Annotated in this window: 27 protein-coding genes, 1 tRNA gene and 2 pseudogenes; 17 read left to right on the top strand and 13 right to left on the bottom strand. The window is 60.5% G+C overall.

What is annotated here, in order from left to right; genetic code table 11:
- Positions 1–83 precede the first annotated feature (83 nt).
- Together AC0L3S_RS32420 and AC0L3S_RS32415 are read left to right on the top strand one after the other, a co-directional pair.
- Positions 84–964, top strand: a pseudogene (locus tag AC0L3S_RS32420) (transglutaminase-like domain-containing protein).
- A gap of 617 nt (positions 965–1581) precedes the next feature.
- A complete protein-coding gene (locus tag AC0L3S_RS32415) occupies positions 1582–1782 on the top strand; it encodes a hypothetical protein (RefSeq protein ID WP_259219480.1) in 201 nt (66 codons plus the stop codon).
- Between the two features lie 338 nt (positions 1783–2120).
- Here AC0L3S_RS32415 and AC0L3S_RS32410 read toward each other — a convergent pair whose 3' ends face one another.
- The 4 genes and pseudogenes from AC0L3S_RS32410 to AC0L3S_RS32395 all read right to left on the bottom strand — a co-directional run bounded on the left by AC0L3S_RS32410 (position 2121) and on the right by AC0L3S_RS32395 (position 6179).
- Positions 2121–2309, bottom strand: a complete 189-nt coding sequence (locus AC0L3S_RS32410; protein ID WP_259219482.1) for a hypothetical protein — start codon at positions 2307–2309, stop codon at positions 2121–2123.
- A gap of 18 nt (positions 2310–2327) precedes the next feature.
- Positions 2328–2486 (bottom strand): hypothetical protein, encoded by a 159-nt coding sequence (locus AC0L3S_RS32405; protein WP_259219483.1) that lies wholly within the window; start codon positions 2484–2486, stop codon positions 2328–2330.
- 2146 nt (positions 2487–4632) lie between these two features.
- Positions 4633–4773: a hypothetical protein gene (locus AC0L3S_RS32400; RefSeq protein ID WP_259219486.1), complete on the bottom strand. Its 141-nt coding sequence runs from the start codon at positions 4771–4773 to the stop codon at positions 4633–4635.
- Positions 4774–4838: 65 nt separating this feature from the next.
- Positions 4839–6179, bottom strand: a pseudogene (locus tag AC0L3S_RS32395) (LLM class flavin-dependent oxidoreductase).
- A 566-nt stretch (positions 6180–6745) separates the two neighbouring features.
- Between AC0L3S_RS32395 and AC0L3S_RS32390 the strand changes: the two are divergent.
- The 10 genes from AC0L3S_RS32390 (at position 6746) to AC0L3S_RS32345 (ending at position 16700) form a co-directional block, all read left to right on the top strand.
- Positions 6746–7675, top strand: a complete 930-nt coding sequence (locus tag AC0L3S_RS32390; protein WP_259219487.1) for a TauD/TfdA dioxygenase family protein — start codon at positions 6746–6748, stop codon at positions 7673–7675.
- 25 nt (positions 7676–7700) lie between these two features.
- Positions 7701–8771, top strand: coding sequence for an ABC transporter substrate-binding protein (locus AC0L3S_RS32385; protein WP_259219488.1), 1071 nt, complete (start codon positions 7701–7703; stop codon positions 8769–8771).
- Positions 8768–9631, top strand: a complete 864-nt coding sequence (locus AC0L3S_RS32380; protein WP_259219489.1) for an ABC transporter ATP-binding protein — start codon at positions 8768–8770, stop codon at positions 9629–9631. Before AC0L3S_RS32385 ends, AC0L3S_RS32380 begins: the two co-directional genes overlap by 4 nt.
- Positions 9624–10367 (top strand): ABC transporter permease, encoded by a 744-nt coding sequence (locus AC0L3S_RS32375; protein WP_259219490.1) that lies wholly within the window; start codon positions 9624–9626, stop codon positions 10365–10367. The genes AC0L3S_RS32380 and AC0L3S_RS32375 overlap by 8 nt, the downstream gene beginning before the upstream one ends.
- A gap of 1473 nt (positions 10368–11840) precedes the next feature.
- Positions 11841–12188, top strand: a complete 348-nt coding sequence (locus tag AC0L3S_RS32370) for a PilZ domain-containing protein (protein WP_310473304.1) — start codon at positions 11841–11843, stop codon at positions 12186–12188.
- A 405-nt stretch (positions 12189–12593) separates the two neighbouring features.
- Positions 12594–12881: a helix-turn-helix domain-containing protein gene (locus AC0L3S_RS32365; protein WP_259219491.1), complete on the top strand. Its 288-nt coding sequence runs from the start codon at positions 12594–12596 to the stop codon at positions 12879–12881.
- Positions 12878–14161, top strand: coding sequence for a type II toxin-antitoxin system HipA family toxin (locus AC0L3S_RS32360; protein WP_259219492.1), 1284 nt, complete (start codon positions 12878–12880; stop codon positions 14159–14161). The genes AC0L3S_RS32365 and AC0L3S_RS32360 overlap by 4 nt, the downstream gene beginning before the upstream one ends.
- 788 nt (positions 14162–14949) lie before the next feature.
- A complete protein-coding gene (locus tag AC0L3S_RS32355) occupies positions 14950–15171 on the top strand; it encodes a hypothetical protein (RefSeq protein ID WP_007600495.1) in 222 nt (73 codons plus the stop codon).
- 20 nt (positions 15172–15191) lie between these two features.
- Positions 15192–15617, top strand: a complete 426-nt coding sequence (locus tag AC0L3S_RS32350; RefSeq protein WP_259219493.1) for a hypothetical protein — start codon at positions 15192–15194, stop codon at positions 15615–15617.
- A 678-nt stretch (positions 15618–16295) separates the two neighbouring features.
- Complete coding sequence (locus tag AC0L3S_RS32345; RefSeq protein ID WP_259219495.1) at positions 16296–16700, top strand: hypothetical protein; 405 nt, start codon at positions 16296–16298, stop codon at positions 16698–16700.
- A 60-nt stretch (positions 16701–16760) separates the two neighbouring features.
- Here AC0L3S_RS32345 and AC0L3S_RS32340 read toward each other — a convergent pair whose 3' ends face one another.
- From AC0L3S_RS32340 to AC0L3S_RS32330, 3 genes are all read right to left on the bottom strand, one after another.
- The gene (locus tag AC0L3S_RS32340) at positions 16761–16982 is read right to left on the bottom strand and encodes a hypothetical protein (RefSeq protein WP_007600502.1); all 222 of its coding nucleotides are present in this window, start codon (positions 16980–16982) and stop codon (positions 16761–16763) included.
- A 2-nt stretch (positions 16983–16984) separates the two neighbouring features.
- A complete protein-coding gene (locus AC0L3S_RS32335; RefSeq protein ID WP_259219496.1) occupies positions 16985–17218 on the bottom strand; it encodes a hypothetical protein in 234 nt (77 codons plus the stop codon).
- A 65-nt stretch (positions 17219–17283) separates the two neighbouring features.
- On the bottom strand, positions 17284–17586 hold the full coding sequence (locus AC0L3S_RS32330) for a hypothetical protein (protein ID WP_456652731.1): 303 nt from the start codon (positions 17584–17586) through the stop codon (positions 17284–17286).
- Positions 17587–18208: 622 nt separating this feature from the next.
- Between AC0L3S_RS32330 and AC0L3S_RS32325 the strand changes: the two genes are divergently transcribed.
- Positions 18209–18388 carry a hypothetical protein gene (locus tag AC0L3S_RS32325; RefSeq protein ID WP_259219498.1) on the top strand — a complete coding sequence of 60 codons (180 nt, stop codon included), beginning with the start codon at positions 18209–18211 and terminating at the stop codon, positions 18386–18388.
- A 486-nt stretch (positions 18389–18874) separates the two neighbouring features.
- Here AC0L3S_RS32325 and AC0L3S_RS32320 read toward each other — a convergent pair whose 3' ends face one another.
- A complete protein-coding gene (locus AC0L3S_RS32320; RefSeq protein ID WP_259219499.1) occupies positions 18875–19726 on the bottom strand; it encodes a GIY-YIG nuclease family protein in 852 nt (283 codons plus the stop codon).
- 443 nt (positions 19727–20169) lie between these two features.
- On the opposite strand from AC0L3S_RS32320, the gene AC0L3S_RS32315 reads away from it, so the two are divergent.
- Positions 20170–20403: a hypothetical protein gene (locus AC0L3S_RS32315; RefSeq protein WP_259219500.1), complete on the top strand. Its 234-nt coding sequence runs from the start codon at positions 20170–20172 to the stop codon at positions 20401–20403.
- Positions 20404–20917: 514 nt separating this feature from the next.
- Positions 20918–21310, top strand: a complete 393-nt coding sequence (locus AC0L3S_RS32310; RefSeq protein ID WP_259219501.1) for a hypothetical protein — start codon at positions 20918–20920, stop codon at positions 21308–21310.
- Between the two features lie 101 nt (positions 21311–21411).
- Here the strand turns inward: AC0L3S_RS32310 and AC0L3S_RS32305 are convergent.
- The 3 genes from AC0L3S_RS32305 to AC0L3S_RS32295 all read right to left on the bottom strand — a co-directional run bounded on the left by AC0L3S_RS32305 (position 21412) and on the right by AC0L3S_RS32295 (position 23665).
- Positions 21412–21486 (bottom strand) — tRNA-Val (locus AC0L3S_RS32305).
- Between the two features lie 156 nt (positions 21487–21642).
- Positions 21643–22941, bottom strand: coding sequence for a hypothetical protein (locus AC0L3S_RS32300; protein WP_473251433.1), 1299 nt, complete (start codon positions 22939–22941; stop codon positions 21643–21645).
- A gap of 118 nt (positions 22942–23059) precedes the next feature.
- A complete protein-coding gene (locus AC0L3S_RS32295) occupies positions 23060–23665 on the bottom strand; it encodes a DUF1134 domain-containing protein (protein WP_007606270.1) in 606 nt (201 codons plus the stop codon).
- A gap of 139 nt (positions 23666–23804) precedes the next feature.
- On the opposite strand from AC0L3S_RS32295, the gene AC0L3S_RS32290 reads away from it, so the two are divergent.
- Positions 23805–24290 carry a YHS domain-containing (seleno)protein gene (locus AC0L3S_RS32290; RefSeq protein ID WP_473266862.1) on the top strand — a complete coding sequence of 162 codons (486 nt, stop codon included), beginning with the start codon at positions 23805–23807 and terminating at the stop codon, positions 24288–24290.
- A 13-nt stretch (positions 24291–24303) separates the two neighbouring features.
- Here the strand turns inward: AC0L3S_RS32290 and AC0L3S_RS32285 are convergent, their stop codons facing one another.
- On the bottom strand, positions 24304–25131 hold the full coding sequence (locus tag AC0L3S_RS32285) for a 3'(2'),5'-bisphosphate nucleotidase CysQ family protein (protein WP_473283709.1): 828 nt from the start codon (positions 25129–25131) through the stop codon (positions 24304–24306).
- Positions 25132–25302: 171 nt separating this feature from the next.
- On the opposite strand from AC0L3S_RS32285, the gene chpT reads away from it, so the two are divergent.
- On the top strand, positions 25303–25956 hold the full coding sequence (gene chpT / locus AC0L3S_RS32280) for a histidine phosphotransferase ChpT (protein ID WP_018458347.1): 654 nt from the start codon (positions 25303–25305) through the stop codon (positions 25954–25956).
- Between the two features lie 68 nt (positions 25957–26024).
- Here chpT and AC0L3S_RS32275 read toward each other — a convergent pair.
- Positions 26025–26228, bottom strand: a 204-nt coding sequence (locus AC0L3S_RS32275; protein ID WP_473266856.1) for a hypothetical protein, incomplete at its 5' end; no start/stop codon positions are given.

The raw sequence follows: 26228 nt of genomic DNA, 5'->3' as shown, positions 1-26228 counted from the left end.
GCATACCTGAGAAGATCCCGGAACAAACAAGGGACAGTGGGCTTTGTCTGCCACAGTAAACGCAGACGGGTAAGGACACGGCTTTGAAGATTCGGGCAGGCTACAAAATTGTGTTCGAGTGCTTCCAGGACGTTCCGATGGTGCTTATGCTCACCGTCCATCCGTCCCGCGCGTCAGAGATCTTGACGGACCATGCCATCCGCGTGGCACCGATTGTACATACCAGGGATTACAGAGATGTTTTCGGTAATATTTGTACGCGGCTAGTCGTGCCGAGCGGGCTGATCGAGATTCGGAACGAGTTCATCATCGAGGACAGTGGTCTGCCCGATGCAGTCGCACCCAATGCTACTCAGGTCCCGCTGCACGAGTTGCCGACGACTCCTTAATATATCTGTTGGGCAGCCGTTACTGCGATACGCAAAAGCTGACAGATTTTGCTTGGTCCACGTTCTGGCAGATCAACGGAGGCTGGCAGCGGGTTCAAGCCATTTGCGATTATGTGCACGACCGCATTCAGTTCGGCTACCACTTTGCCCGAAGCGATCGCACCGCCTTCGAAGGTAACCAAGAACGAGCGGGCGTCTGTCGAGACTTCGCTCATCTCGCTGTCGCTTTGTGTCGATGCATGAACATTCCAGCACGCTACTGCACGGGCTACTTGCGCGATATCGGAATTCCGCCGGATCCGGCGCAGATGGATTTCAGCGCATGGTTTGAAGCGTACATCGGCGGGGATTGGTACACTTTCGACGCTCGGCATAATCAGCCTCGCATCGGTCGTGTCGTAATTGCGCGTGGTAGGGACGCGGCTGACGTCGCTATCTCAACTTCGTTTGGACCAACGAGACTTGTGCGCTTCAACGTAGTGACTGAGGAAGTGCCAGCTCACGAAGCGTTTCCGCTTCAGCCGAACATTGATCCATCACACGACGGTTTGGTGGGCCAGCGGCAGTTTGCTTGAACGGCAATTGCGACTGCGACGGATTCCAAGCATGCTTACTGCCGACAATCGCGCGCACATTGCCAGCTGCGGGACGGCGATTGTCTTTGAGCGGAGGTTTTGCTGAGCCTTCCGATTGCAAGCCGACACTTCCGAATGCTCAAGGTCATCAGCCGCTGTTCGGCCATGGTCTTCAATGTGCGGGACGCCTGCATGTTGCTGATTGTGTAGGAGAGGCGTTCCGCATGGAGGACCTGCTTGCTGAGTTCTTTCGGATTGTTGGCTTGCAAACGAATTCCCGTCCAAAGATGCAGAAGACGTCGGCGGCAACGTTTCGTTTCCCTCTCGGCGGCCTTTTTTCCTAGGCGCACTCGCAGCTGATTTTTGGAAGGCAAAATTACGTGAAGCCTGAGACGGTACGCGCCACAGTGGCGACCGAGGACGCTTAATAAATCCTTCGCACAAATCGTGATAGCCTGGACCCTATCGGGATTTTGCGCGTCACCCTCCCGGGGCTGGAAAGCCGCCGCCTGCGCTCATTGAGCAGGCGGCGTTTTTGCTTCCAAGCCCCAGCTCTGTGCGTTGGGGCCCCTTATAGGAGGCAGGAAGTAGCCGAGCGGCCTAAGTACTTTTCCGACATGCAGGACGCCCCTGACTTCCTGAAGGCGCTCGAACAGACGCGGCGGCTCTCGAGCCGTGAAGGATGGTGCAGGGCGCACATCGAGGCCATCCAGGTCGCGATTGATCAATACGCTGAGGCGGCTTTCGGCAACCGCGAGTTCGTCCTCAACAAGCCGCACAGCATTGGACCGAGCCGAAGCAGGAGCGAGATTCCCTAAATGGTCCCGAGGGCCGTTCTCTTTTATCACATCCTGTTCGTGCACTGTTCGAGAAGCGTTCGCAGAAATGCGACCTTCAAAGGCGTTCGTGTTCTAGAAAACGTCGGGGTGCATTCACAGACGGAACGCGCCTCCGGCGTCCCAATTAGGAGATTACGCCGATACGAACGAAGCAGAATCAAAACCTTTCGCTCTCGGAAGGGCGGGGGTATTCTCCGTTTGAAGAAAGCTTTGGCGATGGAGGCGCGTTCGGATGAAGCGTGACGGACACGCCGCCAGTTTTGAGCCATTCTCACAAATAACAGAGCCCGCCTCCTGAGCACTTACGCGGCACACGATCAGGACAAAGTAACTCGGCCGGCCGCGGTAATGCTGTACGCGACTTCGCCCGATGCCAGCAGTTCGGCCTCGACGAGTCCCAGCTCGACCAACCGGGCGACGAGCTCATGGTCAAACAACGGCGGGCAGGTCCAGAATTGCGAAGCCAGACGGCTCAGGAAATCGCGCTCGGTTGCCGTCAGGTCCATGATCGCCCGCAACGTGCTTTAGCTGTCGCTGCAAGCGCTCCAGATGCCGACTGCAATGGCGACGAGAGCGACGCATGACCAGAAAATGGGTACGCTCGAGGCGCGGCCGGCAACGAGGCCCCAGGCGCCGAAGCCGACAATTCCGATTGAGATCGCATGGGCAACCGCTTTCTCCATTGGTCGCCTCACAAGCAGGTCCCGATAGGGACTCGGCGAGAGGTCAAATGTTCCCTGCGCGCGCTGAAGAATGGGGTTTTAGCCCGAATCCCTGGTGCCCGAGGGCGCCGATGGATCGGCCCTTTCAGATCTCCATGAACTTGCGTCCCCCGGAAGCATAAGGGGATCACTCTCAACCTGTTTGTTTCGGGTAAGCCCTAGGCCTACAAGTCCAGCCATCACCAGCGCACTGCCAGCAACAATCAACCAGTGCGGCAATTCCAATGCGAGCATCGCAGCCTCCATCGAAATGAGCCTGTAAGCTGCCGGAAGTTACCTTAGATAATCCGAATATCGTCCTCAGAGCAGACGATGGCAAGTTCGCCCGCTCGGCGAGGAGGGAACGGAAAAGGAAGCCGCTATTGTTTAGCGGGCGCTCCGGGCGGTTCTGCTGGCGCCGTGGGTTCGGCGGCTGGTGCGCTGCCCCTGAGATCTGAGGGCGCTGTACAATCGCCGGCCCAAATCTTGGTTCCCCTGACCGTGCCGACGGGCTTGCATCCCATTGGCGCCTGCGGCTTGACCTGAACAGGCGGCTTTTTGGCGGCTTTTGGCGGAGCGGTTTGAGCAAACGCGCCAGTCGCAATGAGCAGCGCGATAAGTCCGAATAGTCGCTTCATGGTCCATCCCCTCGACCGTTGAATGCGTTTATTCTGCCTTCGCCTTTAGCCCGATCCCGACTTCGGCGAATGGCTTCGGAACGGCCGGGCTGATCCTCCTGCTTACCAGCCCATTTGTCGACCGCTTCACGCAATTCCTCTGATAGCTGAATAGCGGTCACGGGTCCCGCCCGGTGGCGGGACGTAGCTACCGCCCCCGCTCTAAACCTAGAGAAGGGCCCGGCGCGCTGCTGGCTGGGCTAGCGGACTCCTTGGCGTCGTTTTGCCTTCAGCCCGCCACCGAACGGCAGCCGAGCGGCAGACGCCCAGCGAGCCGGTAACCTGCCGGCAATACCTAACAGGTACAAAAGCCGCCATCGCGGCCTGGTGACAAGTACCGCGGTGCGCATGGGCATAGAGACTCGCCGTCTCACGAGGCGGCGGGTTTTCCCCTTTTTATTGCGATGCAACCAGCGTTGCCCTGCTGAATGCGATCACGCGCGCAGCCAAGGACCATAAGCCTATCGCGATCTGCTTGGGCATGTGGCGGCCCCCAGGCGACAGCCCCTCTACCCTACTGCCTGGCGAGCTTGGACCGCATACCGGCGAGCATCGTATAAGCAACGCGCCGCCAGATCAGGTTCATCAGGACTAGCATGTTGGCATCCCCGTGTTCGATGCTGCCAGTATCGCCCCGCATGTTTCAGGAGGATTTCGCCGGGGTGGGAAAAGACTTCGTGCAAGCTGAGAAAGAGGTTCACCGATCCGCGCTAGCGGGTGTAACCGCACGTACGAAGGCCGCAGCGGGAGGTTAAATCGCTGCGGCCCGCGCATGGTCAAAAAAGCCGGGTTAAATATCCAAGTGAAATATGCAGCCAGCCCCGGTTCGGAAAATCTATCGCTAACCTTTTCTTGGTTGCAAGCTGAATTTCGCGGCAACCGAAATGTGATTATCGGGCATTATGTTCCATTGGGAACGCGCCGCCCAGCTTGCAGGAAGGCGCGCGATTGCAACCCCTGATTCCTGGTGGTCGTCGTCCGCGCATGAGATGATGATCAACATTTGCGTTTCGGAGGGAAGCCCGATGCGCCTTGTATTGCCTTATTTTGGAATTTGCCTCTGCGCGTCGCTCGCGGCGTGGTTGTCCTTCACGCTCCTCTACTGACGGAGCAGATCCTCGGCGGGTGTCTGCAGCCAAACGTATGTGCCGCTCTCATGCAGCTCGCCCTTCTCTACAGCGCACCTCATGGACTCTGCGCCGGTTCCCTTAAGTGGGTAGAGGAAGGGATAGTTGATCTTCTCGATGCGGACACGGCCGTCCTGTACCGGCTCGATGACCGACGCCAGCTGAAGGAGATGACGGGCGGCGACTTCATGTTTGATGACAGATCCTGCGGCGCCACACGCCGAGCAGAAAAGGCGCAATCCGACGCACCACCACGGCTGATCTTTGGGAAAGCGTGTCGAGCCGCACGTCGATCCTACACTCGCAGCGGCTGAGCCCGCGCTCCTACACCACCGAGGCCAGAGCGGCGAACCAGCCGCTCTCGTTGCGAAGCTCGTGCATCGCCAAAACCAGCTTCCCAAAGCGCAGCGCATTTCGAAGACACCGCAGCTTGGTTTCCGGGGCATAGAGAAATCTGTTGCTCATTCGCGTCTTAGCCGTCCAGCGGCCCAATGAAAGCAATCCGTTAGGCTTCTCTTGCGACAGGCGAACTATGCGATCGCCTGAATGGCGTTGGAGAAGATGCTGGCCGGCCGGCTCAGGCCGTAATGATCGCGCAGCGTTGTGCCCGTGTAGTCGTGACGGAACAGGCCGCTTGCGCAGAATGGGCACGACCTGCTCGGCGAAGATGTCGAACCCGCCGGGCAGCCAGGGCGGCATGACGTTGAAACCGTCGGCCGCGCCATTCTCGAACCAGGTCTGGACGTTGTCGGCGATCTTTACCGGCGGTCCGGCAATCACCCAATGGCCGCGGGCGCCGGCCAGGCGCTGCACGAGCTGACGAATCGTCGGCTTCTCGCGATCGACGATGTCGATCACCAGCTTGAAGCGGCTGGCAGCGCCGTGGGCGCCCTCGTATCGATCAGGTGGCGGTGAAAGGGGCCATCGAGGTCAAACCCGGAGAGGTCGAGACCGATCATCTGGCGCAGCTGGGTCAGCGAATACTCGGGCTGGATCAGCTCGTTGAACTCGTCCTGCAGCCGATCGGCCTCGATCTGCGTGCTGGCGATGCAGGGACTGATGCCGGGGAGAATCTTGATTTGATCGGGACTGCGGTCGAAGGCGCGCGCCTGACGCTTGATGTCGGCATAGAATTCCTGGGCGCTCGCCAGTGTCTGATGCGCGGTAAAGATCGCTTCTGCGAAACGCGCTGCAAAGGCGCGTCCGTCGTCGGAAGAGCCGGCCTGGACATAGACCGGTCGTCCCTGCGGCGTCCTTGAGATGTTGAGCGGCCCCCGCACGCGGAAATGCTTTCCGATGTGATTGATCGCGTGGATCCTGCTGGTGTCGGCGAAAACACCCGATCTGGGGTCGTTGACGAGCGCCTCGTCCTCCCAACTGTCCCAAAGGCGCGTGATGACGTCGAGATACTCCCGCGCCCGCTCATAGCGTTCGTGATGCGGAGGATGCTCGGGCAAGCCAAAGTTCTGCGCGGCCTGCGGCGTGCTCGTTGTCACAATGTTCCAGCCGGCCCGGCCGCTACTGATGTGATCCAGCGAGGCGAACAGCCGCGCCAGGTTGTAGGGCTCGGTATAGGTCGTCGATGCGGTCGCGATCAGGCCGATCCCACTGGTAGCGGACGCGATCGCGGTGAGCAGGGTGATCGGCTCGAGCCGAAACCGCTGCGCATAGCGGACATTGTCCGCCAGCGCCGGACCATCGGCGAAGAAGACCGCGTCGAACTTATGCGCTTCGGCGCGCTGCGCCAGCTCCTGATAGTAGGTGACGTCGAGGATGCGATTGGCTGCCGAACTTCGGTGGCGCCAGGCCGCCTCGTGATGGCCGTCTGGATAGATGAAGAAGTTGAGGGAAAGCTGCCGTCGTTCGTTCATGTGTGAGATCCGCGTGCATTGGGAGCTGTAGCAAACGAGACTCTACGTCTGCAGTCACGTTGATGTCGATGAAATGAACTTGCATTGTTGAGTTGGCTGCAAGCACGAACCTTGCGAGCAGAACGCCAATCAAAGACGAGGGCATTCGTCACGACGAGAAACGACGGCGGCTGTAACGATTTTATCGCGTCTTTGGACGAGAAGTGCGTTGCGTCGCGTCAAATTGCGCCGCTCTTGCAGCCGGGCGGGCAGTCATCATTGCAAATCTTTCAGTGTCAGCATTGCTAACGAAGCGTTCGTTGCCTCTCGCCGAAAACAAAGCTGGTTTTGTTTCATTGACTGACGATCGATCGCTCGTACCATTCAGGACCTCAACGCGAGGTCGTTTCATCATGCTCCAATTCGATCGCAGTGACCGATGTCCCGGCTCGGGCCGTCTGCCGGAGCACGTTGCGGCCGAGTAGGGCCCCTAGCCAGAAATGATCTCATCTATCTCCGCCGTCGTTTCCGCGACCGGCGCATGGCGGAGCTTTGTCCACGGGGATCGCAGTGACGAGAGCACGACCATGAGCAACACGACAACAATTGATAACGTCATTCCGCGCGCCGGCATCGTCAAGCGTGCGGCCAGGCTTGGCGCCGAGATCAGGAACATCAAACTGTCGGGCGAGCTTTCGGACGAGACCATCCGTGCCATCAACCAAGTGCTGCTCGAACACAAGGTTATCTTCTTCCGGGACCAGGAACATCTCGACGACGCCGAACAGGAGCGCTTTGCCATCAGACTCGGCAAGCTGGTGCCCCATCCGACGGTCGGCGCGATCAACGGCACGTCGTCGATCCTGGAGTTGGACTCGGGCCGAGGCGGTGGCCGCGCCGACCAATGGCATACGGATGTCACCTTCGTCGACGCCTATCCGAAAATCTCGGTGCTGCGCGGCGTGGTGATTCCACCCTACGGCGGCGACACCGTCTGGTCGAACACGGCAGCCGCCTATCTCGACCTGCCGGCGCCCCTGCGCAAGCTCGCCGACGAACTGTGGGCCGTTCACAGCAACGCCTATGATTATGCCGTGAAGACGCGGGCAACCGAGGCGGACAAGAAGCACTTCGACGAGGTGTTCACCGGAACGATCTTTGAGACCGAGCATCCGGTGGTGCGCGTCCATCCCGAGACAGGCGAGCGCACGCTCGTGCTCGGCAATTTCGTGCAGCGCTTCGTTGGCCTGCCGAAATCCGACGGCCAGAAGCTGTTCGACCTGTTCCAGTCGCATATCACGGCGCCGGAAAACACCGTTCGTTGGAGCTGGGAGGCCGGCGACGTTGCGATCTGGGACAATCGCGCCACGCAACATTACGCGGTCAACGACTATGGCAACCAGCACCGCGTTGTGCGCCGGGCCACCATCGATGGCGATGTACCGCTCAGCGTCGACGGTCGCCGCAGTGTGACGCGCGTCAAGACATCCAAGCCCCAGACCGCCAAAGCCGCTTGATCCTGATTAGCTCACGAGAGTCACAATGATGAACGCTATACTTCGATTGCTTCCCGCAAGGCGCGCCGGGTTGGGACGGGCCACCCGCAACACGTTGCGGGTTTTGTTGGCGGGCGCCGTGGCGCTCGGCCTCACGGCCCCGGCATTCGCCGAGCCGCCGCTCGAGAAGACCGAGATCCGCTACCAGGGATCGGCCGGGCAGGTGACGTTTATCGAGCTGGCCGAGGACCTCGGCTATCTCGCCCCGCTCAAGCTCAAATGGGTCGGCAACACCATCAGCGGGCCGCAGGACATCCAGACCGTCGTCACCGGCGATATCGACATCGGCGGCGCGTTCTATGGGGCGATCCTCAAGTTGATCGCGGCGAAGGCGCCGGTCAAGGCGGTGGTCGGCTACTACGGCTCCGACGCCAACACCTATTACGGCTACTTCGTGAAGGGCGACAGCCCGATCAAGACCGCGCATGACCTGATCGGCAGGAAGGTCGCGGTCAACACGCTGGGCGCACATTTGGAGTTCGTGCTGCGCGAGTACCTGGGTAGGTCCGGCCTCAGCGCTGGTGAAGCCAGGCAGGTCACGCTGGTGGCGATCCCTCCGGTCAGCGGCGAGCAAGCGTTGCGCCAGGGCCAGGTCGAGGTCAGCGCGTTGGGCGGTGTCCTGCGCGACAAGGCGCTGGAACGGGGTGGCATCCGCTCGCTCTTTGTCGACACCGATCTGTTCGGCCAGTTCACCGGCGGTGCCTATGTACTGCGGGACAAATTCATCAAGGATAATCCCAATTCCTCGCGTAAGCTGGTGGAGGGGATTTCGCGGGCCATCGAATGGGCCCAGACCACACCGCCGGAAGAGGTGCGGGCCCGGTTCGACAAGATCATCGCCGAGCGCAAGCGCAACGAGGATGCCTCCTCGATCAAATACTGGAAGAGCACCGGTGTTGCATCCAAGAGCGGCTTGATCTCAGACAGCGAAATCCAGGTATGGATCGACTGGCTGGTGAAGGACGGCCTGTTCAAGCCGGGGCAGGTCAAGGCTTCCGACACCTACACCAATGCGTTCAACTATTTTCGTCCCGGAAAAACGGCGGAGGCCCGATGACCTCCGTCAAGATCCGTTTCGAGCATGTCCGCAAGGAGTTCGTCCTGCGCGGGGAGGGAGGCGCACCAGGCCGCCACTTCATCGCTCTGGAGGACATCACGCTCGATGTTCGCTCCGGCGAATTCTTGGCCCTGGTTGGCCCAAGCGGCTGTGGGAAATCCACATTGCTCGATCTGCTGGGCGGGCTCACGCTGCCGACCAACGGCCGGATTCTGCTCGATGGCCGGCCGATTGCCGGACCCGCTCGCGACCGCGGCATCGTGTTCCAGCAGTATGCGCTGTTTCCCTGGCGCACCGCCGCGCAGAACGTTGAGTTCGGTCTCGATATCGCCGGGTTCAAGGCCAAGCAGCGGCTCGACATCGCGCGGCATTTCCTTGACCTGGTCGGGCTGTCCGGCTTTGCCGACCGCTACCCGCATGAGCTCTCCGGCGGCATGAAGCAGCGCGTCGCGATCGCGCGAAGCCTCGCTTACGATCCGGAAGTGCTGCTGATGGACGAGCCGTTCGCCGCGCTTGACGCCCAGACGCGCGAGACGCTGCAGGGCGAGCTGCTGCGGATCTGGCGCGCCACCGGCAAGACAATCGTCTTCATCACCCACGGCATCGACGAGGCCATCGTGCTCGGCCAGCGCGTGGCGGTGATGACGTCGCGTCCGGGCCGGATCAAGCGGATCATCGACATTCCGGACGTGCTGCGCAGCGAGGCCGACGACGTGCGCTCGCTGCCTGAATTCGGCCGCGTGCGCCACGAGGTCTGGAGTCTGTTACGCGAGGAAGTCTTGAGAGCGCAGCAAGGGCAATTGACCGCCGGCGCTTTCGCACGAGCCGATCGCAAAGTGGAAGGGGGCGCCCATGTCTAGTCTCGAGATGTTGACGCTGCTGGAGCTTGCACACAGGCGCCGAGAGCCGCTCACCAGCGTGGAAGGCCCGGCATCACCGGCGGTCGGCCGAATCCGCGCCGCGGCCCGCGGGCTGGCTGCCTTCGGGCACCGCTCATTGCTGCTGATTGCCCTGTTGGCGGCATGGGAGGTGGCGCCGCGGCTCGGGCTGATCGATCCCGTGTTCCTGCCACCCTTCTCGGAGGTGATCGCGGCCGGCTGGCAGCTTGCGCAAACCGGCGAGCTCTATGATGACGTCTCCGCCAGCCTGCTGCGTGCCCTGAGCGGATTTCTGATTTCTGTCGCCTTGATCGTCCCGCTTGGCGTGGCCGTCGGTTGGTATGCGCGTCTCGGCAATCTCGTGAACCAGTTCATCGAGATCTGCCGCAACACCGCGCCGCTTGCGCTGCTGCCGGTCTTCATCCTGCTGCTCGGAATCGGCGAAACGTCGAAGATCACGATGGTGGTCTATAGCTGCGCGTGGCCGCTGCTGCTCAACACCGTTGCCGCGGTGAAACAGGTCGATCCGTTGCTGATCAAGTCGGCGCGGACCATGGGTGCAACCCCGCAGCAGCTGTTTCGCAAGGTCATCCTGCCGGCTGCGTTTCCCACTATCTTCGTCGGTATTCGTCTGGCCAGCGCGTCGGCCATGCTGGTGCTGGTTGCGTCCGAAATGGTCGGCGCCAAGGCCGGCCTCGGCTATCTCCATCATCAATAGCCAGTACAGCTTCCTAATTCCGCAAATGTATTTCGGCATCCTCAGCATGACGGTCATCGGGCTGGTGTTCAATGCCATTCTGGAGGCACTGGAGCGGCGCTTCATGCGGTGGAAAGCGCCATTAACGGCATGAGATATGGAATCAGGCGCCGATCGCAGGTTCCGCGCTGGCCGCCTGCGTAACCATGCTGTTCGGCCGATCAGTCAGAGATTGCCGCCGATCATCGACTTGTCGTTTTCGACGCAAACAGCAGCATCAACATCCCCGCGGTCGGCATGCCGATATCGATGTCGATGTCGATGTCGACCACGGTTAGTCGCTGCTCGCGATCGGTGGCAGCCGCGTAGTCGCTGCTGCTGCTGGCATCACCTCACGTTAGAGGTGCTCTTTCGAGGCTCCGGCAAAAGATGATTTTTCCTCCGCGGCTTTTCCAATTCCGCGTGGCGCTTCTGAGTACTCTTGCCCACCCCATTCACCCGGCACTCCGGTGGACACGGCTGCGCAATCATGACGGTTAGGCGTCTCGCCCCTCGTAAGGCGCCGGATTAGCCAGGGCTGAAGATCAAGCAGAGCAGGATCGCCGCCACGACCAATGTCCAACCGATTGACGTGGCGAGAGCCCATACTTGGATTGGCATCGGACGAACTCTCCCGACGAGGCTAAGACACCGCTGGCGGGGGACAGCGGCCTCTTGAAGTTACCTCAAACCCTGTTCGAGATAAAAGCCCTTACTTGGGGACCGCCAGAATCAAAAGCCGGACTCGCCACTTGTGAAGTCAAAAACGATTTCAGACCTATGATCTTTCGCCCGTGCCTAGACTACTGTAGAGGCGTCCATTGCGCACAGAGGGCGATCGAAAGTGAGTAGTAGCCATCGGCGCTCAAATTGGGCGGCATCAGCCTAGTTGTTTACGAAGCCAAATGGGCTTCGCGTCGGATTGTGCCGCGCCCAAGACGTCTCCGAGTTCGACAGTCCTGCTCTGCATCTGAACGCAGGTGCTCTACTCTACTGCCGATTAGCGATCGCGTCCCCTTACGCGCCACAGGGTTGAACGGTGCGGGAATGCGGCGCACTGCTCGCTGATCGTGCTGGAAACCAGCGGCCCATTGGGAGACCAGCAGGAATTATGCGCCGTATTTGAATAATCTTTCATGATGAGCCGGCGATGTCTACTCCTCGCCAAAATAGAGTTCGTTCATGGGCATTTTTGATCTTGTCAGCAGCAGCTTCTGGTGCCGTCGGCAGCTGGAGTTGCGCAACTTTGCTTCCGCTCGTCTTCACGTAAAGTGAGTTGGTCGATCGTGTTGCCATTTTTGTAGACTTCAATCGCTGTTGTCCCGGAGCATCTCCAACTACGTCGCTCAAGCCCGCACGAACTATCTTCGGAAAGTGGTGGCGAGAGCCGCGTCCGCTTTCAGTAGCTGACAGATATTTTGCCTCTTGGTAGTTGTCATTTTCATTTGATTGCAGATGCGAGGCCAGATGAGGAGCAATTTGGCTCCGCTTCGCCCGGTCTGGACTGAAAGCCATTGGATGTGGGATAAGCGAAAATCAAAGCGCGTTCACTTCGAGCACGAGTACCGGGCAACCCTTTTAGGTCTAGACGGCACGTGGCGGCGCGATTGCATTCTCATCGACGTTTCCGACACCGGAGCACGCCTTCGAATTGATGGATCGACAGACGTGCTCAAAGCTCGCCAGTTCTTCCTACTGCTTTCAACCGTCGGATTAGCTTACCGGCGATGCAAGTTGATTCGACTGGACGGCTCGGAAATCGGAGTCCAATTTGTAACCAGCCGGAATATTCGCTCGGGCTAATTGCCAGAGAAACCAAATCCTGTTCGAATTGCTTCAATGAGGAGGGTCGTCCCCCAACTCACTCCTGAATCGACGCTACCTGGCAGCAGCGATGCCCCTCATCTGCGTTCTCATTGTAGGGGCGGTCCGTCCCGGGTATCGAACCCTTATGCGATTGCCTGAACGGCGCCTGAGAACATGCCGTGCGGCGGTCTCAAGACGTAGTGCTCCCCCGTAGCGCTGCAGCGGTATAGTCGTTCCGGAACACGCCATATCGCCGCAAGTGGGGACTACCTGCTTCGAACAGTTGGGCACTAAGTCAGCATTCGATGACATTCAACTTTGTCATCGGACGCTGACATTCACAAATTGTCAACGAACGCCGACTTATGCTAAAGTAAGCGAACGGAGACATTTGGATATCCCATGCTCATACGCACACCGGCCGAACTCGGCGCCATCCTTCGCGACCGGCGCAAGAAGCTCAAACTCGATCAATCGACTTTTGCCAAACGCATTGGCGTCAGCCGCCAATGGGTGATCGAAGTTGAGCACGGTCACGCGCGCGCTGAACTCGGTCTGATCCTTCGCGCCCTTGACGCCCTGGACATCCGCCTGGATGCGAGCACAGAACAAGCGCCGGCCCGCGGGGCCACCAGGCCAGCCGTCGATATCAACGCCATCGTGGCCAAGGCCAGGAAGAAAAAGGCATGACGAGCGAACTTGTTGCTCTGCTGGACGGCCGGGAAATCGGCCGCGTGCGCAATGACGCCCGCGGCCGGCTCACCCTTGTCTATGACAAGGACTGGCGCCAGGCCGAAGGAGCCTATCCGCTGTCACTGTCCATGCCGCTCGCGGCCGAAGAGCACGGACCTTCCGCCGTGCAGGCTTTCCTCTGGGGACTCCTGCCCGACAACGAACACGTGCTCGAACGGTGGGCCCGACGATTTCAGGTGTCGGCGCGCAACGTGTTTGCCCTTATTTCCAATGTCGGCGAGGACTGCGCCGGCGCCGTCCAGTTCGTCCCGCCCGATCGGCTGGACGCCTTGCGAAGCGGCGCCGAAGACAAGGTCGAATGGCTTGACGAAACGGCGATCGCCAAACGCCTGCAGACCTTGCGCGAGGATCACGCCGCATGGCGGTTGCCGCGCGATGCCGGACAATTCAGCCTTGCGGGCGCCCAACCCAAAACCGCCTTGCTTTTCCAAAAGGGCAAATGGGGAATTCCCTCTGGGCGCATTCCGACGACGCATATCCTCAAACCGCCGACCGGCCATTTCGATGGACACGCGGAAAATGAACATATCTGCCTCATACTCGCCCGCAATCTCGGTCTGCCCGTCGCCGACACCCAGGTGATGCGCTTCGGAAAAGAAATCGCCATCGTCATCGAGCGCTACGACCGGCAGTTCAGTGGGAACGAGATTGTCCGCGTCCACCAGGAGGATATCTGCCAGGCGCTCGGGATCCTGCCGACCAGAAAGTATCAAAACGATGGCGGACCAAGCCCTGCCGACGTGATCGAGCTTTTGCGCACCTACTCCACGGATCGCGTCGTCGACGTTGACACGTTTGTCGAGGCGCTAGGCTTCAATTGGCTGATTGCGGGTACGGATGCTCATGCCAAGAACTATTCGCTGCTGCTGGCCGGCGGCCCTCACGTGCGGCTCGCCCCCCTCTACGACATCGCCAGCATTCTTCCCTACGATGACATCGATCTGCAGAAGATCAAGCTCGCGATGAAAATCGGCGGTGATTACAAGCTCAGCCAGATTGGTTTGCGCGATTGGCAGAAATTCGCACGCGAAACGCGCCTCGATCCTGACAAGGTGATCGCCGGACTGATTTCCATGGCCGAGCAGCTTCCGGACATTGTAGCCGCCGTACGGGAGCAAGGGCGGAAAGACGGATTGGACAATGCCATCATCGGGCGCCTCGCCGAGCACTTGATTGCCAGAGCCAAGCAATGCCGTCGACAGCTCGGTGGGATATAGTTCCGACTACGGCCGCCAGCAGAATGATGATGTTCGGCAGCAAGGCGTCGATCATCATAGTCGACATGTCGTTGTCGACGCCAACGGCAGCACCACCGCGATCGGCATGCCGATGTCGATGTCGACTACGATCGGTGGTTGTTCGCGATCGGTGGCAACCGCGTAGCCGCTGCGGGTGGCATGACCCTACGGCATGTCCTTTCAGGGCTCCGGCAGAGTACGATTACTCTCCGCGGGTTTTTCCAATTCGGCGGTCCGCTTGTAGGTCCTCTTTTGGCACCACTCCTATCCGCCCGGCAGTCCCGTGGACACGGCTGCGCAATCACGGCGTCTCGCCCCATTTAAGGGGCGCTGGATTAGCCAGGGCTGAAGATCAAACAGAGCAGGATCGCGGCCACGACGGCTGTCCTGTCGGTTGGTACGCGACGTCTTGAAACACGGTCCAGATCGGGGCCTAGCGCCTTGGCGCGGTTCGCGTCGCGCTGGATGGTCCGTTCTGGTTTTCCTGTCTTGCGGCGGTATCGGAAGTAAAAGACGCCACGTTGGCATCTTTTTCCCGCGTCGCCCGGTCGCGCCGTGCTTCGTCTCCGGATGCACGGCTCCATATATGCCGCTTCCGCTTCGCGATCAGGTCAGTGCGCTGCGGTCAGGTCGCGGCGGATCAGGCTTCGTCGATGCCGGTCAGGGACGCCTAATGGGAAACACAGCAAATTTCCCCGGACTAGGAACACTAGCCGGCGCCGCGAGGTTCTTCCGCCGTAGGGTTAGCACTTACGGAGTTCTCTTCGATGGCTACTCAGATCGTGATGGACCACACAGGCGACAGCAGACACTTTTTTGACCAAACCGCCCTCGAGGGGCTGGCCAAGGCTGAGCGTCGCTTTAAGAAGTTGACAGACCAAGGATTTACCGCTGCTACTCGGACGCCAGTCGGCGATCTCAAGGCCGTACGGACATTTGATCCGACTGCGGATGAGACGCTGTTCTATCCGCGCCTCGTCGGCGGCTAGCCACCTTCGCGGCACGGCAAATGTTTTTGTTCAGGCGCAACGGCGTCGGCAGTAATGCGCGTTTGCGCGCCCTGCGTTCGCTGTATTGGAGCTTCTTCGAGCAAAAAGGGCCGGAAGCGCGTGCGCGGCGTCTTTTGCGCGATTGGCTATCTCCGGATCAGCGTGCGCAGTTTGATGCCGAGGGTTATTTCGATGTCACGGGCTCTCACACCGGCCGACGATATCGAATTCATCAGGGCACCATGAGCAATGTTTTGGAACTTGATGAAGAAAGACAGCCTAAGATCGGGTGGTGTTTCGTTCCCGAACGGGCCCTGGCGGCTGGCGATGTGATGCTCGCGCAGAAGATCGCGCTCGAAACCGACGAAGCCGCAGTGCTCGCGCTTGCCCACCAGTTTTCTCCGAGAGTGCCATCCCTGCCCCGAGTAGTGCGGCGTGCTTACTAGACCGCCCGCGGGCGGGGCCGCCGCTTGTGACAGCGGCGGCCCCTTGCCGCGAAGGCAGCGTTTACGCGATACATCGGCACCTCCGCGACTACAGGTAGGCTCGACCCAGAAATGGCCTCCTGGCAATGTAATCTACTAGTTAGCCTTACCGGGCGGCGCGGTGCGGTCGTCTCTCGTGATGGTCTCCACATCCGTCATGGTTCGGGTGAACGCTTCGCGCAGTTGCTCCGCGTGAGTAGGGCTCTCTGGTTCAGTGAGATATGCAATCTTGACCAGCAATCTGTTCAGCAGATACGTAACGCGCAAATTTTCTGAGTGCCGGCTTCGCACAGCGATGATCTGCCGACGCATCTCGGCGAGATCGAGCGCTTCTTGTTTTGACGGCCTCTTCAAAATCGCACTCGCGGGCGTGCAGGGGCAAACGAAACCGCCGCGCCGAATATGATGGCGCGACGGCTTCGCCTGGGGTGTTCCCGGACAGGGCAATGTCCGGTGCGCAAAGCTAACCCTCCGACGCGTCGCCGCAATCAAAGCGTCAAATTAAGCTTGATATCCGCGCTGGAAGTTAATTCGGGAACCGAGAAGCCGCATCGGAAGGTTCTGAGCCGGTGAATGTCCAAGAAGGAACGTCTAGGCCTGCGTTGGAATTCCTGACTGAACAACAGCTGCGAAACTGCGATGCGCTGCTATATCTTCACGCTCTACGACTGCGGTAGGACACTGAACGCGCAAGAGATCGACTGCAATAATGCCGAAGAGGCTCTACAGCTGGGCTCTCCCGCAGTGGCGAACGACCCTGTCGAGGTTTGGTGTGGTCCACGGCGTCTCGCCCGCTTTGAACCGGAGCGGAGGCAGGAGCGGCCGCTTTCGCGCCTGCGCGAGCGCTTGATCGTAGCCGAACGCCGTCTTCACGAAGGCGAGCAACACATCAGTGAGCAAGAGAGGGTCATCGCCCAGCTCAAGCGCGAGGGACGTGATCTTGCTCTCGCGTTTTCCATTCTCGACACCCTGATTGAGACCCAAAAGGCTCATTTGCGGGAACGGGACTTGCTCGTCGCAGAAGTGGCAAAGCGGTCTGGATAGACGGGCTCGCGCACTCAACGCCCGTCGGGGCTGTGCCCCAGGCGACGACGGTGGACCGTCCTACTGTTCTGGATTGCCGATGTCGAACGCGCCTAGACGGTAATCTTCGCCCACCGATTGCTCAGTGGTCGGCCGCGTGATCAAGGTGAACGTCGCATCGGGGTAGCGCGTCCACACCTCAATGTCCTCTGAAGTGACGTTTAGATATCCAAAAAAGCACCTATATCGACCCGGCTCCGTTACCCGGCCGATTTTGTCCCAATTGATCTTGTTAACGCGCATCGCTAGCTCCACTCGTTCTCAGGCAGCGAACCGGGCGGAGGTTTAAGTTCTTCGAGGCCGGCTTCGATCAGCGCCAATTCATCTTGGATCGCTGTTACTGCGTTTTCTGGGTTGATGCTTGATACGGCTTGCAGCTGGGCGAGCACCTTGCGACGATGTGCCAGCAAGTCTGTCAGCGCGCGACGGTCCCGCACCTTCACGTAGCCAGCGACGATCAATTCCATGGCCTTTGACATGTTCGTCGTTTCCCACCGGCTTGCGGATTATCGGGGGCGGCTAAGTTCTGTCAGACCGGCTTCGGTCATACGATATTCCACACCTTCGCCGGTTGAGCGTCGCTCCATCCATCCGTTTCGCAAAAGAGCGAGCGTTGTTCCGGGATGATCGGGAAGCTTCGAAGAAGACACCCAATCGCGGTCACGAAGAGGATCGAGCATTTGCCGGTGAAACTGATTAAAAAGCGGCCTGCGCTTTTCCTGCCGACCGATGCCTTGACGTATCGTTTCAAGCGGGCGTTCGGTTTCCATGCCCGTTTGTTGCCATCCCATCGTTTACGATCGGTTAGGGATCGGGAACAGCCGGCAATCTTTTCTAAATGGTTCATGGATATTGTTCTGCGGCATGGATCACGAGGACGCATCCGCTTGGTTCGTTCCGGCTCTCAGGCGAAGCTACGCTCGTCTAGCAGCGTGGATGACGGGCGGTAATCGCTTGCTTGAGCCCGGCCGCTTGCCGGCGCCGCCGCGCTCAGAGCGGCCAGCTCGCTTTCCCGACCCGCCGCGGCGGCCAGCGCCGCCGCGGATTTAGGCATTGCAGGCATCGCGAATGACGAACGATCGCACATCGACGAGTCCGTGGTTGCCGGACGAAGAGGCTGAATTGCTCTCGCTGTTTGGCGCAGGTGCCACAGCTGAGGAGGTCGGCGAACGGCTAGGCCGCACCCGACAAGCGGTTTACGCTCGCTTGCAGCGCTTTCAAAAACAGCGAGGGCGGGCGAGTAGGACGAGCGGGAAAGTCTTTGCTCAGTTGGCAGAGTGATCGAGTGACGGCCATCGATATCTAAGGTCGCAAGATCACACTCGCAGCGGATATAGGGCTGCGAGCCGATCCGATCGCATCGTCCGTACGCCCCCGCGCTGAAGTAGCCCTCAACCGGTACATCGAAGGTTCAATTGCATCCGCTTCAAAAGGGACGAAGCTGTAGGCGATCGCATTGAGGTCGACCAATGACCAGCCCGACTGATCACGAATTGCGTGTCGCGATCGCTGCCGCAATCGAGCAATGGAAGACAGCGCGCCAGCTTCCCCACCTGTCGCCGAACGATTGTGAGACGTTGAACAAGTTGATCATCACCGGACTTCAAACCGTGCTGTTCCAGCGTGCGAAGGCCTTCGACAAGTGCTAAACCGGACATCTTGATCAGACCCGGTGGAATTCGACGACGCGACTTTACTCGAACCCGAAAGCCCGCCTTCACCCACGCCCTTGCTTGGATGTGCCCGGCCTTCATGGAGCTTTCCTTGCTCCACCACGCGGTGAATTTGTGTGCCGCTGCCGGAAGCTTTCTCCAAAGTATTTCTTCCATAGGTCAGCCGAACGATTTGTCCACGCTCAACAAGCGCTGATGCAATGGTTTGTAGATCGATTTCGGAAGCTCATGGTCTCACCGCAGGCTAGGCGAACATGGACGGTCCTGGAGCAAGTGCGTGCCGAGCTTCCGCACGGTGGCGATCATGAGAGCCGGAAGTACATCGCCGAGCAATTGATCCAACCGGCTGAGGCAGGGCAAAGTACCTTGACAACAGACAATCGGGCTGAGCGAGGGCGCGGCCGGGGCTGGCTGTTGGCGGGGGCCTCCACCCAAGACGCTCCCGTCGTTGAAGGGATCGCTTCATCGCTCGCCTACCACCACCTTGTCTCTTGCTCTTTTATATTCGAGCAACTGCGACACCGCATCGTAGAAATGATACCTTGCGTAGACGCTCTTTGCATTCCTCTCGCGAAGATCGGCCAGAGCATCAGCCCAATAAGCGACCATGGCGCGCCGAACTCCGTCGAGGGCGAAGATGCGTTCGGCATTTGCAAAATCCTCGTCGAAACTCACGCTTACTGCACGTTCAGCAGCTTTGTAGTCGGCCGGTTGAACATCCCCAGCACGTTGGCCGAGCCACATGATCGTTTTGGGATACTCCAAAGTGAGACGGTCAAGCACGAGGTAGTGCGAGAACTTTCCGTCCGCAGGTGTTCGAGTGCTGAAAGCGACTTCGTGAGACCCGATGTTTAATGTGAACCAACGCCCTCCGTTGGTCTGCGGGAGAACGCTTAAGGTCCACGCGCCCTGAATGTCGAGGTTGCCGTACAATCCCGAAAGCTGGAATAAGCGATAAAGAAACAGGCTGACATCGGGATTGTGGAAGAGCCGATCCGTCCGCTCGTGATCGACGCGAAGCAGTTCGCTAATTGAGCGCAGTTGTTCTCTAGCCTCGTGCGGGGCCACGCTGAATAGCTCCCGCGTCCCTTCGACTTCCACGTTTCGGGTACGAAAGTGACGGTGAAGCGCGCTCTCTACCGCGGTGCAATCCGTGACATGCACGAAATCTGACAATTCCCACGGACCATGGGGAGCGTACGCCTCACCGCCATTTATTCCTCGAAGGCGTTCAGCGATGGGCCGTTCGGTGCGGCCGATTTTTATGTAATCGCTATTTGGTGAAACGAGTACGTAGACAAACCCCTGCGGCACAGGCGCGATCCCCCAACCCACGCCGGCAAAGTAACTGAGGACCGCCCGGACGTGGAATAGGCGGAACGTTTAGATTGCATGACTTGCGGGGCAATCCTCTCGCATCGGCGGCAGATTGCTAATCAAAGCTCTGACGAAACGATTAGCGGAATGATTGCGAGCTTGGTGGCCCTTCTTCTCCACGCCACAACGGCGCACGCTGTGCGGCGTCCATCCCTCGCGCAAAGGGATGCGGAGCTCCTCGCCGGGGGCATTCGGGAAAGGGGCCTGCCGTGATGAAGTATGCCGGCGTCGCTATCACTGCCCCGTTCGCGGTCGGCGGTCGACAGCGCGGCCGGACCCGGGCTGATCGAGCAGAAAGACGGCTCATCCCAAGGGTCAAACGCTGCCAATCGCCATGGTTGCAATGGTAAAAGTTCCTCGCCGACTGACTGGAGGGCAGGATGGTTAAGGCATTTCGTAATTTGATCATGGCACTTACTTTTGTAGGAGTTGCCGGCTGCAACATGTTTTGGAATTTCATCAATGACTATATGGCCTGTGGCCTTGCGCTGGCGGCTTCAGTTGCAGCCGGCTTTTGCGTTGAGCGCATCTTCATCGAGCGGTCCCGTCGGGAGATGATCCGCCTCCATGGCGCGGACTGGCATTTGGCGGAGAACCGGCAACTCGACTCATGAGCGTCACCCGTCGCGCGCTCGTCGTTTTCATCATCCGATTGTTCGCATTCGACCTGAGGGGCCTAGCCCGATGATCAAACCAGTCCATCCATTCCGGTTCGCTCGCATCGAGCGCCTGCGAGAGCTGCTTGAACGGGACTACGAAATGGCAGTTGATCCGAATGCGGGCGTGAGCACCACGAAGCTGGTGAGACCCGATCCGCCAATGCTCGATGCAGGTTTGGTACTCGGTCGTGATCCAGGAGGGTGCGAGCCGGGTCCTTCGTTGTGAGCCATACGAGCGCTACGGCACCGCAACCGGTCAATAAGCCCGAGTAGCATCACGATCTGGAAGGGCGATGACCGTAAGCCGACCCCGAGGTAGCGGGATGCGAAAGCGAACTCCCCGGCTCCATTAGTCCTTACCGCTTTACAATGTTGCCACAGGGGTCTCGTCGTAGTCGTCACCAGCGCTAGCGATCCGAGCTAAGTCGGGCGCGAGGCTCAACGGCAACAGCTGGCGGAGAAGCAGTGCATGAGCTGGCAACCTGATGATCGCAGGCGGCCCTATGTGGTGTCCCTCACCGGACGGCAGGTCGTCACTGGAAACCAGCACTATCTGCTCTGGCGACGTGGTCTCGATCACCATTTCGAGCTCGCCATTGCCGAGCTGACGCGGCGGCAACTCATGGCGCCAGTGGAAAACACAGCCAAGACCGGCAAGCGCGCAGCATCAAAGGAACCGCGGAAGCAAGATACCTTCCTCGCGTGGTACCTCGGCGAAGGTTGCCTCGATCCCAACGTACTCACCCTATCGAGCGCCCAACGAAACTCGGGCCCAAAGGTCGCGCGACGACACGGATCTCATGGTGAAAGATCAACCAGCTTTCTTGATTTGCCGTCGGGATCGGAGCGGCGGACGAAGTAGAGGAATGATCTTTTTTGCAGGGTGCCCGGGTTGTGCCCCAGACTTTTCGGGGCACAATGTGGGGGAAGCAAGTCGCTAAGCTACTGTAAATTCTGGACTAATGGTGGGCGCACAAGGGATCGAACCTTGGACCTCTCCCGTGTGAAGGGAACGCTCTCCCGCTGAGCTATGCACCCGAAACCATCATGCAGGCGACCCGAGTTTCGGCCGCCGGCGCTTTGGAGCCCGCGATTTAGAAGTGCGGGCCGAAGGTGTCAAGTTTCGAGGCGCTGCCGGGCCCGAAAACCTTCCCCCGAACCCGCAACTCGGCGGTGAGGCCGTTTTCGGGCCGCTTACGCGCCCTGCTGGCGGGCGCGGGAGGCGTGGGCCTGGAGCGCGCGGATGCGTTCGGCCAGTGTTCCGCCGCCTTCAGGCAGGGTGCCTGCGGCCGTGCCGTTGGTTGGGGCGTCATTGGCCGGGCGCGGCGCCGGCCTCGGCGGCTGGCCGGCCTCCGCCGCGAGCAGGGCCTCGATCGGCGAGTTCGGGCCTTCGAGCTGCATCGCGAGCTTGGCCACCTCGGCGGCGATGTCGTTGATGCGTTCGCGCAGCAGCGCGTTCTCCATCCGCTCGGTCGCCCAGGAGCTCTCGGCCTGCTGCTGGATCGCGTTGATGTCGCGCTGCAGCTTGGCGCGCTCGTCGCGGGCGGTGCGGAGCTGCTCCTCCAGCGCGGTCTTTTCCGCGCGGATCGATTCCATCGCGGCCGACGATTTGCCGCCGCTCAAGGCGGCGATCTCGACGCGCAGCTCCTTGATGGTGCGCTCGGAACTCTCATTGGCCTGGCGGAGCTGGTTGTTCTCATAGTCGCGCTCAGCGAGCAGCTTGCCCTGCGTGGCAAGGCGTCCCTCGAGATCGCCGACGCGGCCCGACAGCATCTCGGCCTCTTTCACCTGCACGATGAGCTGGCGATCGAGGTCGGTGACGCGCTGGCTCAGATTCTCGACGCGGCCGCGGGCGTCGCCGAGCTCGCGCGAGGCGGTCTCGGATTCGGTGCGCTCCTGCGCCAGCCGCGCCTGCGTCGCGGCAAACTCCTTTTCGGCGTCGCCGACGCGGTTCTTCAGCTCCTCGATCTGCGCACGGACCACAACCAGCTCGACCTGCCGGCTCTCCGCCATCATCGAGCGGTCGGACAGTTCGGAATTGATCTTTGCGAGCTCGCCCTGCTTGTCGGTCAGCGCGAGCTCGGCGGCACGCAGGGCTGCGGTCTTGGTGTTGAATTCCTCTTCGGTGGCGCGAAGCTGCTCCTTGACCGCCTTCTCGCGCGCCTCGAGCGCGAAGATCGTGGCGTTCTTCTCGCCGAGCTCGATCTTCATGCGGTTGATGGCGTCGCTCTTCTTGCCTAGCTCGGCGAGCTGGCTCGTGGTCTTGTTCTTGAGCTGGTCGACGCTCATCTCCAGCCGTCGCGCCGACATGGCGAATTCGGCGCGGAGCTGGTCCTTGTCGGCCTGGATCTCGGCCATCGACAACGGCGTGGCAGCCTCGAGCCGACGCGTGGTCAGGCGCACCGCGCGGTTATGCACCAGCGGCACGATGGCGAGCCCGCACAGCATCGAAAGCAGGAAACCGATCGCCAGGTACATGATCGGTTCGACCATGGGCCAGAACTCCCAAAGCTAAGGAAAAATTTACCAAGGACATTGCATGCGGGGCCGGCAAAAAGCCAGCCCCGACATGTCGTTAACCTTGATCCGTCGCCGGAGGGGAAAGCGGACCCTAGAACGGGTTCCAGGTCGCGCGCGGGGTGAATTTCAAATAGCCGATATTGGCTCCCAGCCGCAGGCCGAGGCCGGAGCGGATCGGCACCAGCACGATGTTGTTGGCGGTGAGCGCCGTCATGCCGAAGCCGCCGATGATGTAGGCCGAGCCGTCGAGGCCAGCGAAGCGCTGGTAGATCGCGTTGGTGGCGGGCAAATTATAGACCAGCGTCATCGTGCGCGCGCCATCGCCACCCCAGTCGAAGCCGAGCGAGGGACCCTGCCAGTAGACCCTGAGGTCGCCGGCATTCTTGGTGTAGAGCGTGCCTTCGCCGTAGCGCAGGCCGGCGACGAAGGCTCCGGACCCTTCCTCACCGAGGATGTAGCCGTTGGGCAGGCCCCATTGGCTGACCGCCTTCTCGATGATCGAGGCGAGACCGCGCGAGACGTTGCCGAAGAAGCGGTGGCCGGCGTTCACGAGTTCGTCCGGCCCATAGGTGCTGGGCGTCGGGGTCCGCTGCGGCGGCGGCAAATCGGGCGGCGGCGGCTGCTGGGCGGAAGCCGGAATGATCCACCCGACCATCGCGGCAAGCGCGACTGCGGCAAGGCGTGATGCGAAAGTCATAAAAGAACCCCTGGTACCGAATCCGGTCGCTTCCTTAACCTGACGCCAACAGGCACGGCTCTAGGTTGCGCCGGATGTCCCCTCGACTCGGATGTTATCCGCAGCAACTATGACGGCACAACGGCAGGAAGCCAGCCCTTTGCGCCCCGGAATTGCCTTGATCGGCCTTCTGGTCTGCATGCTGTCGGGCATTTGGATCCTCTGCGCGGGGGTGCCGGCGCAGGCGGCCACCACCGAGCGGATCGTCGTCAACCGCTTCAGCGGCGTGGCGATCGAGGGCTTCGACCCCGTGGCCTATTTCGTCGATGGCGCGGCCGTGCAAGGGACGGCCGAGTTCGAGGCGAACCTGTGGGGCGCAGTCTGGCGCTTTCGGAACGAGGGCAACCGCGCCTCTTTCCTCGCGCATCCCGAGGTCTACGGGCCGCAGTTCGGCGGCTACGATCCGGTCGATATCGCCCGCGGCGTCATCATCGCCGGTAACCCCCGTTTCTTCGCGATCGCGGCGCAGCGGCTCTATCTGTTCAGCCGGGAAACCAATCGGGACGCCTTCGCCGCCAATCCCGAGCGCTTCCTCTACGAGGTGGGCAAGCGCTGGCCGGCCCTCCAGGACAAGCTCAGCCAGTAGCGCCTTTGCGATATCAGAGTCTTGCCGCCTGCGGGTCACCCCAGGCGATGAACTCCGGGATGATGAAGCCGCTGTCGTATCGCTCACCGAAGCGGAGCGTGCCGCCTTTGCCATCGGTTACGCTGCCGCCGGCCGCGGTCACGACCGCGTAGCCAGCCCCGACGTCCCATTCACAAGTGGGCCCGAAGCGCGGATAGATGTCGGCACTGCCTTCCGCGATCCGGCCGAATTTCACGGCCGAGCCGACCGTCTTTCTGACGGCGCTGGGGCGGTGATCGATGAACGCCTCGGTTCGGGGATCTCCATGCGAGCGGCTCACCGCGGCGATCCAGGGCTCGCCCAGGGGCGGCAACTTGCGGGTATGGATCGGCTCGGCAGCGCCGATGGTCGCGCCGTCGAACCTGACCCGCTCGGCGCCGCGGCCGACGATACCGCGCCAGAGCAGCCCGAGGGCCGGGGCGCTGACGATGCCCAGCAGCGGCACGCCCGATGTCACGAGGGCAAGGTTGACGGTGAACTCGTCGCGCCCGGCGACGAACTCCTTGGTGCCGTCGAGCGGGTCGATCAGGAAGAAGCTGTCGCGGAACGGCGGCGAGGCGAGCTGGGTCCGCTCTTCCGACAGCGTCGGGATGTCGCCCGCAAGCTGGGCCAGCCCGTCCGCGATGATGCGGTCGGCGGCAAGGTCGGCCTCAGTCACCGGCGAGCCGTCCTGCTTGCCGTCGACCCGCATCGCCGTGCGGTTGACCGCAAGGATGGCTTCGCCCGCTTTCACCACCAGCGCGGTGAGCGGCTCCATCAGGTGGGAGGCGGCCGCGCCATCAATGATCCGCTTCACCTGCATGCCTCATTCATCGGCAATTCCATCCCTGCTCGAGTGATTCGCCGCGGCATTAGGGCCGGTTCGAACCGATCGCAAGCTAGCTGCCACGGGCTTGCGAATGTTAGAACCTGCGGCATTCGTCAAGCATGCTTGATTCGCCGCGTCCGCGCCGTGCAATTCCAGGAACCCTTTATGTCTGACGCTTCGTCACCCGCTACCGCCACCGCTCCAGATGCGCTCGAACTCGCCGCGCTGCTGTGCTCGCGGGTCTGCCACGATCTCATCAGCCCTGTCGGCGCCATCGTCAATGGTCTCGAAGTGCTCGATGACGATCCAAAGCCCGACGACCGCGAGTTCGCACTGGACTTGATACGCAAGAGCGCGAAAACCGCCTCCGCCCGCCTTCAGTTCTGCCGCCTCGCCTTTGGTGCGGCCGGCTCGTCCGGCGCGCAGATCGATCTCGGCGATGCCCAGACCATGGCGCGCGGCCACATCGAGGACGGCAAGTGCTCGATTACCTGGAATCTGCCGCGGATATTGCTGCCGAAGAATCGCGTCAAGCTGTTGCTCAACATGCTGGTCGTTTCGCAGCACACGATCCCGCGCGGCGGCACGCTGACGATCGATCCGATCGGCGAGGGCGAGACGATGAGCTTCCGCATCACCGCGACCGGACATAATGCGCGCCTGCCGCAGAACATCTCCGAGCTCCTGAGCGGCGAACGCGGCCCGGCCGCGGATGCACATGCGATCCAGCCTTATTATACGCGGCTGTTGGCAGAGGCTTGCGGCCTGACCGTGAGGCTCGCGCATGAAGGCGAGGCCATCACCATCATCGCGTCGTAGACACGAAGCCGCTCTCAAACGTTAATCGAATCTTTACGAGGCGCTTCGGCTTGTCCGGAGCGCCTTATCTATTTGTTGATTCCGTTCTTTTCCACATACTCAACCAATATTAAACGCTTTGCGGTGAAGCTGGCCCCATTCCGAATTGGCGCATCACGTCTTGTGTGCGCGCCCTCCCTGTATGAAGGCCTGTTTTCATGGATGATCTGTTGCGGGAGTTTTTGACGGAAACCAGTGAGAGCCTGGACACCGTGGACAATCAGCTGGTGAAG

This window comes from Bradyrhizobium sp. Ken01 (assembly GCF_055807355.1).
This window is presented reverse-complemented; position numbering and strand designations above follow the sequence as displayed.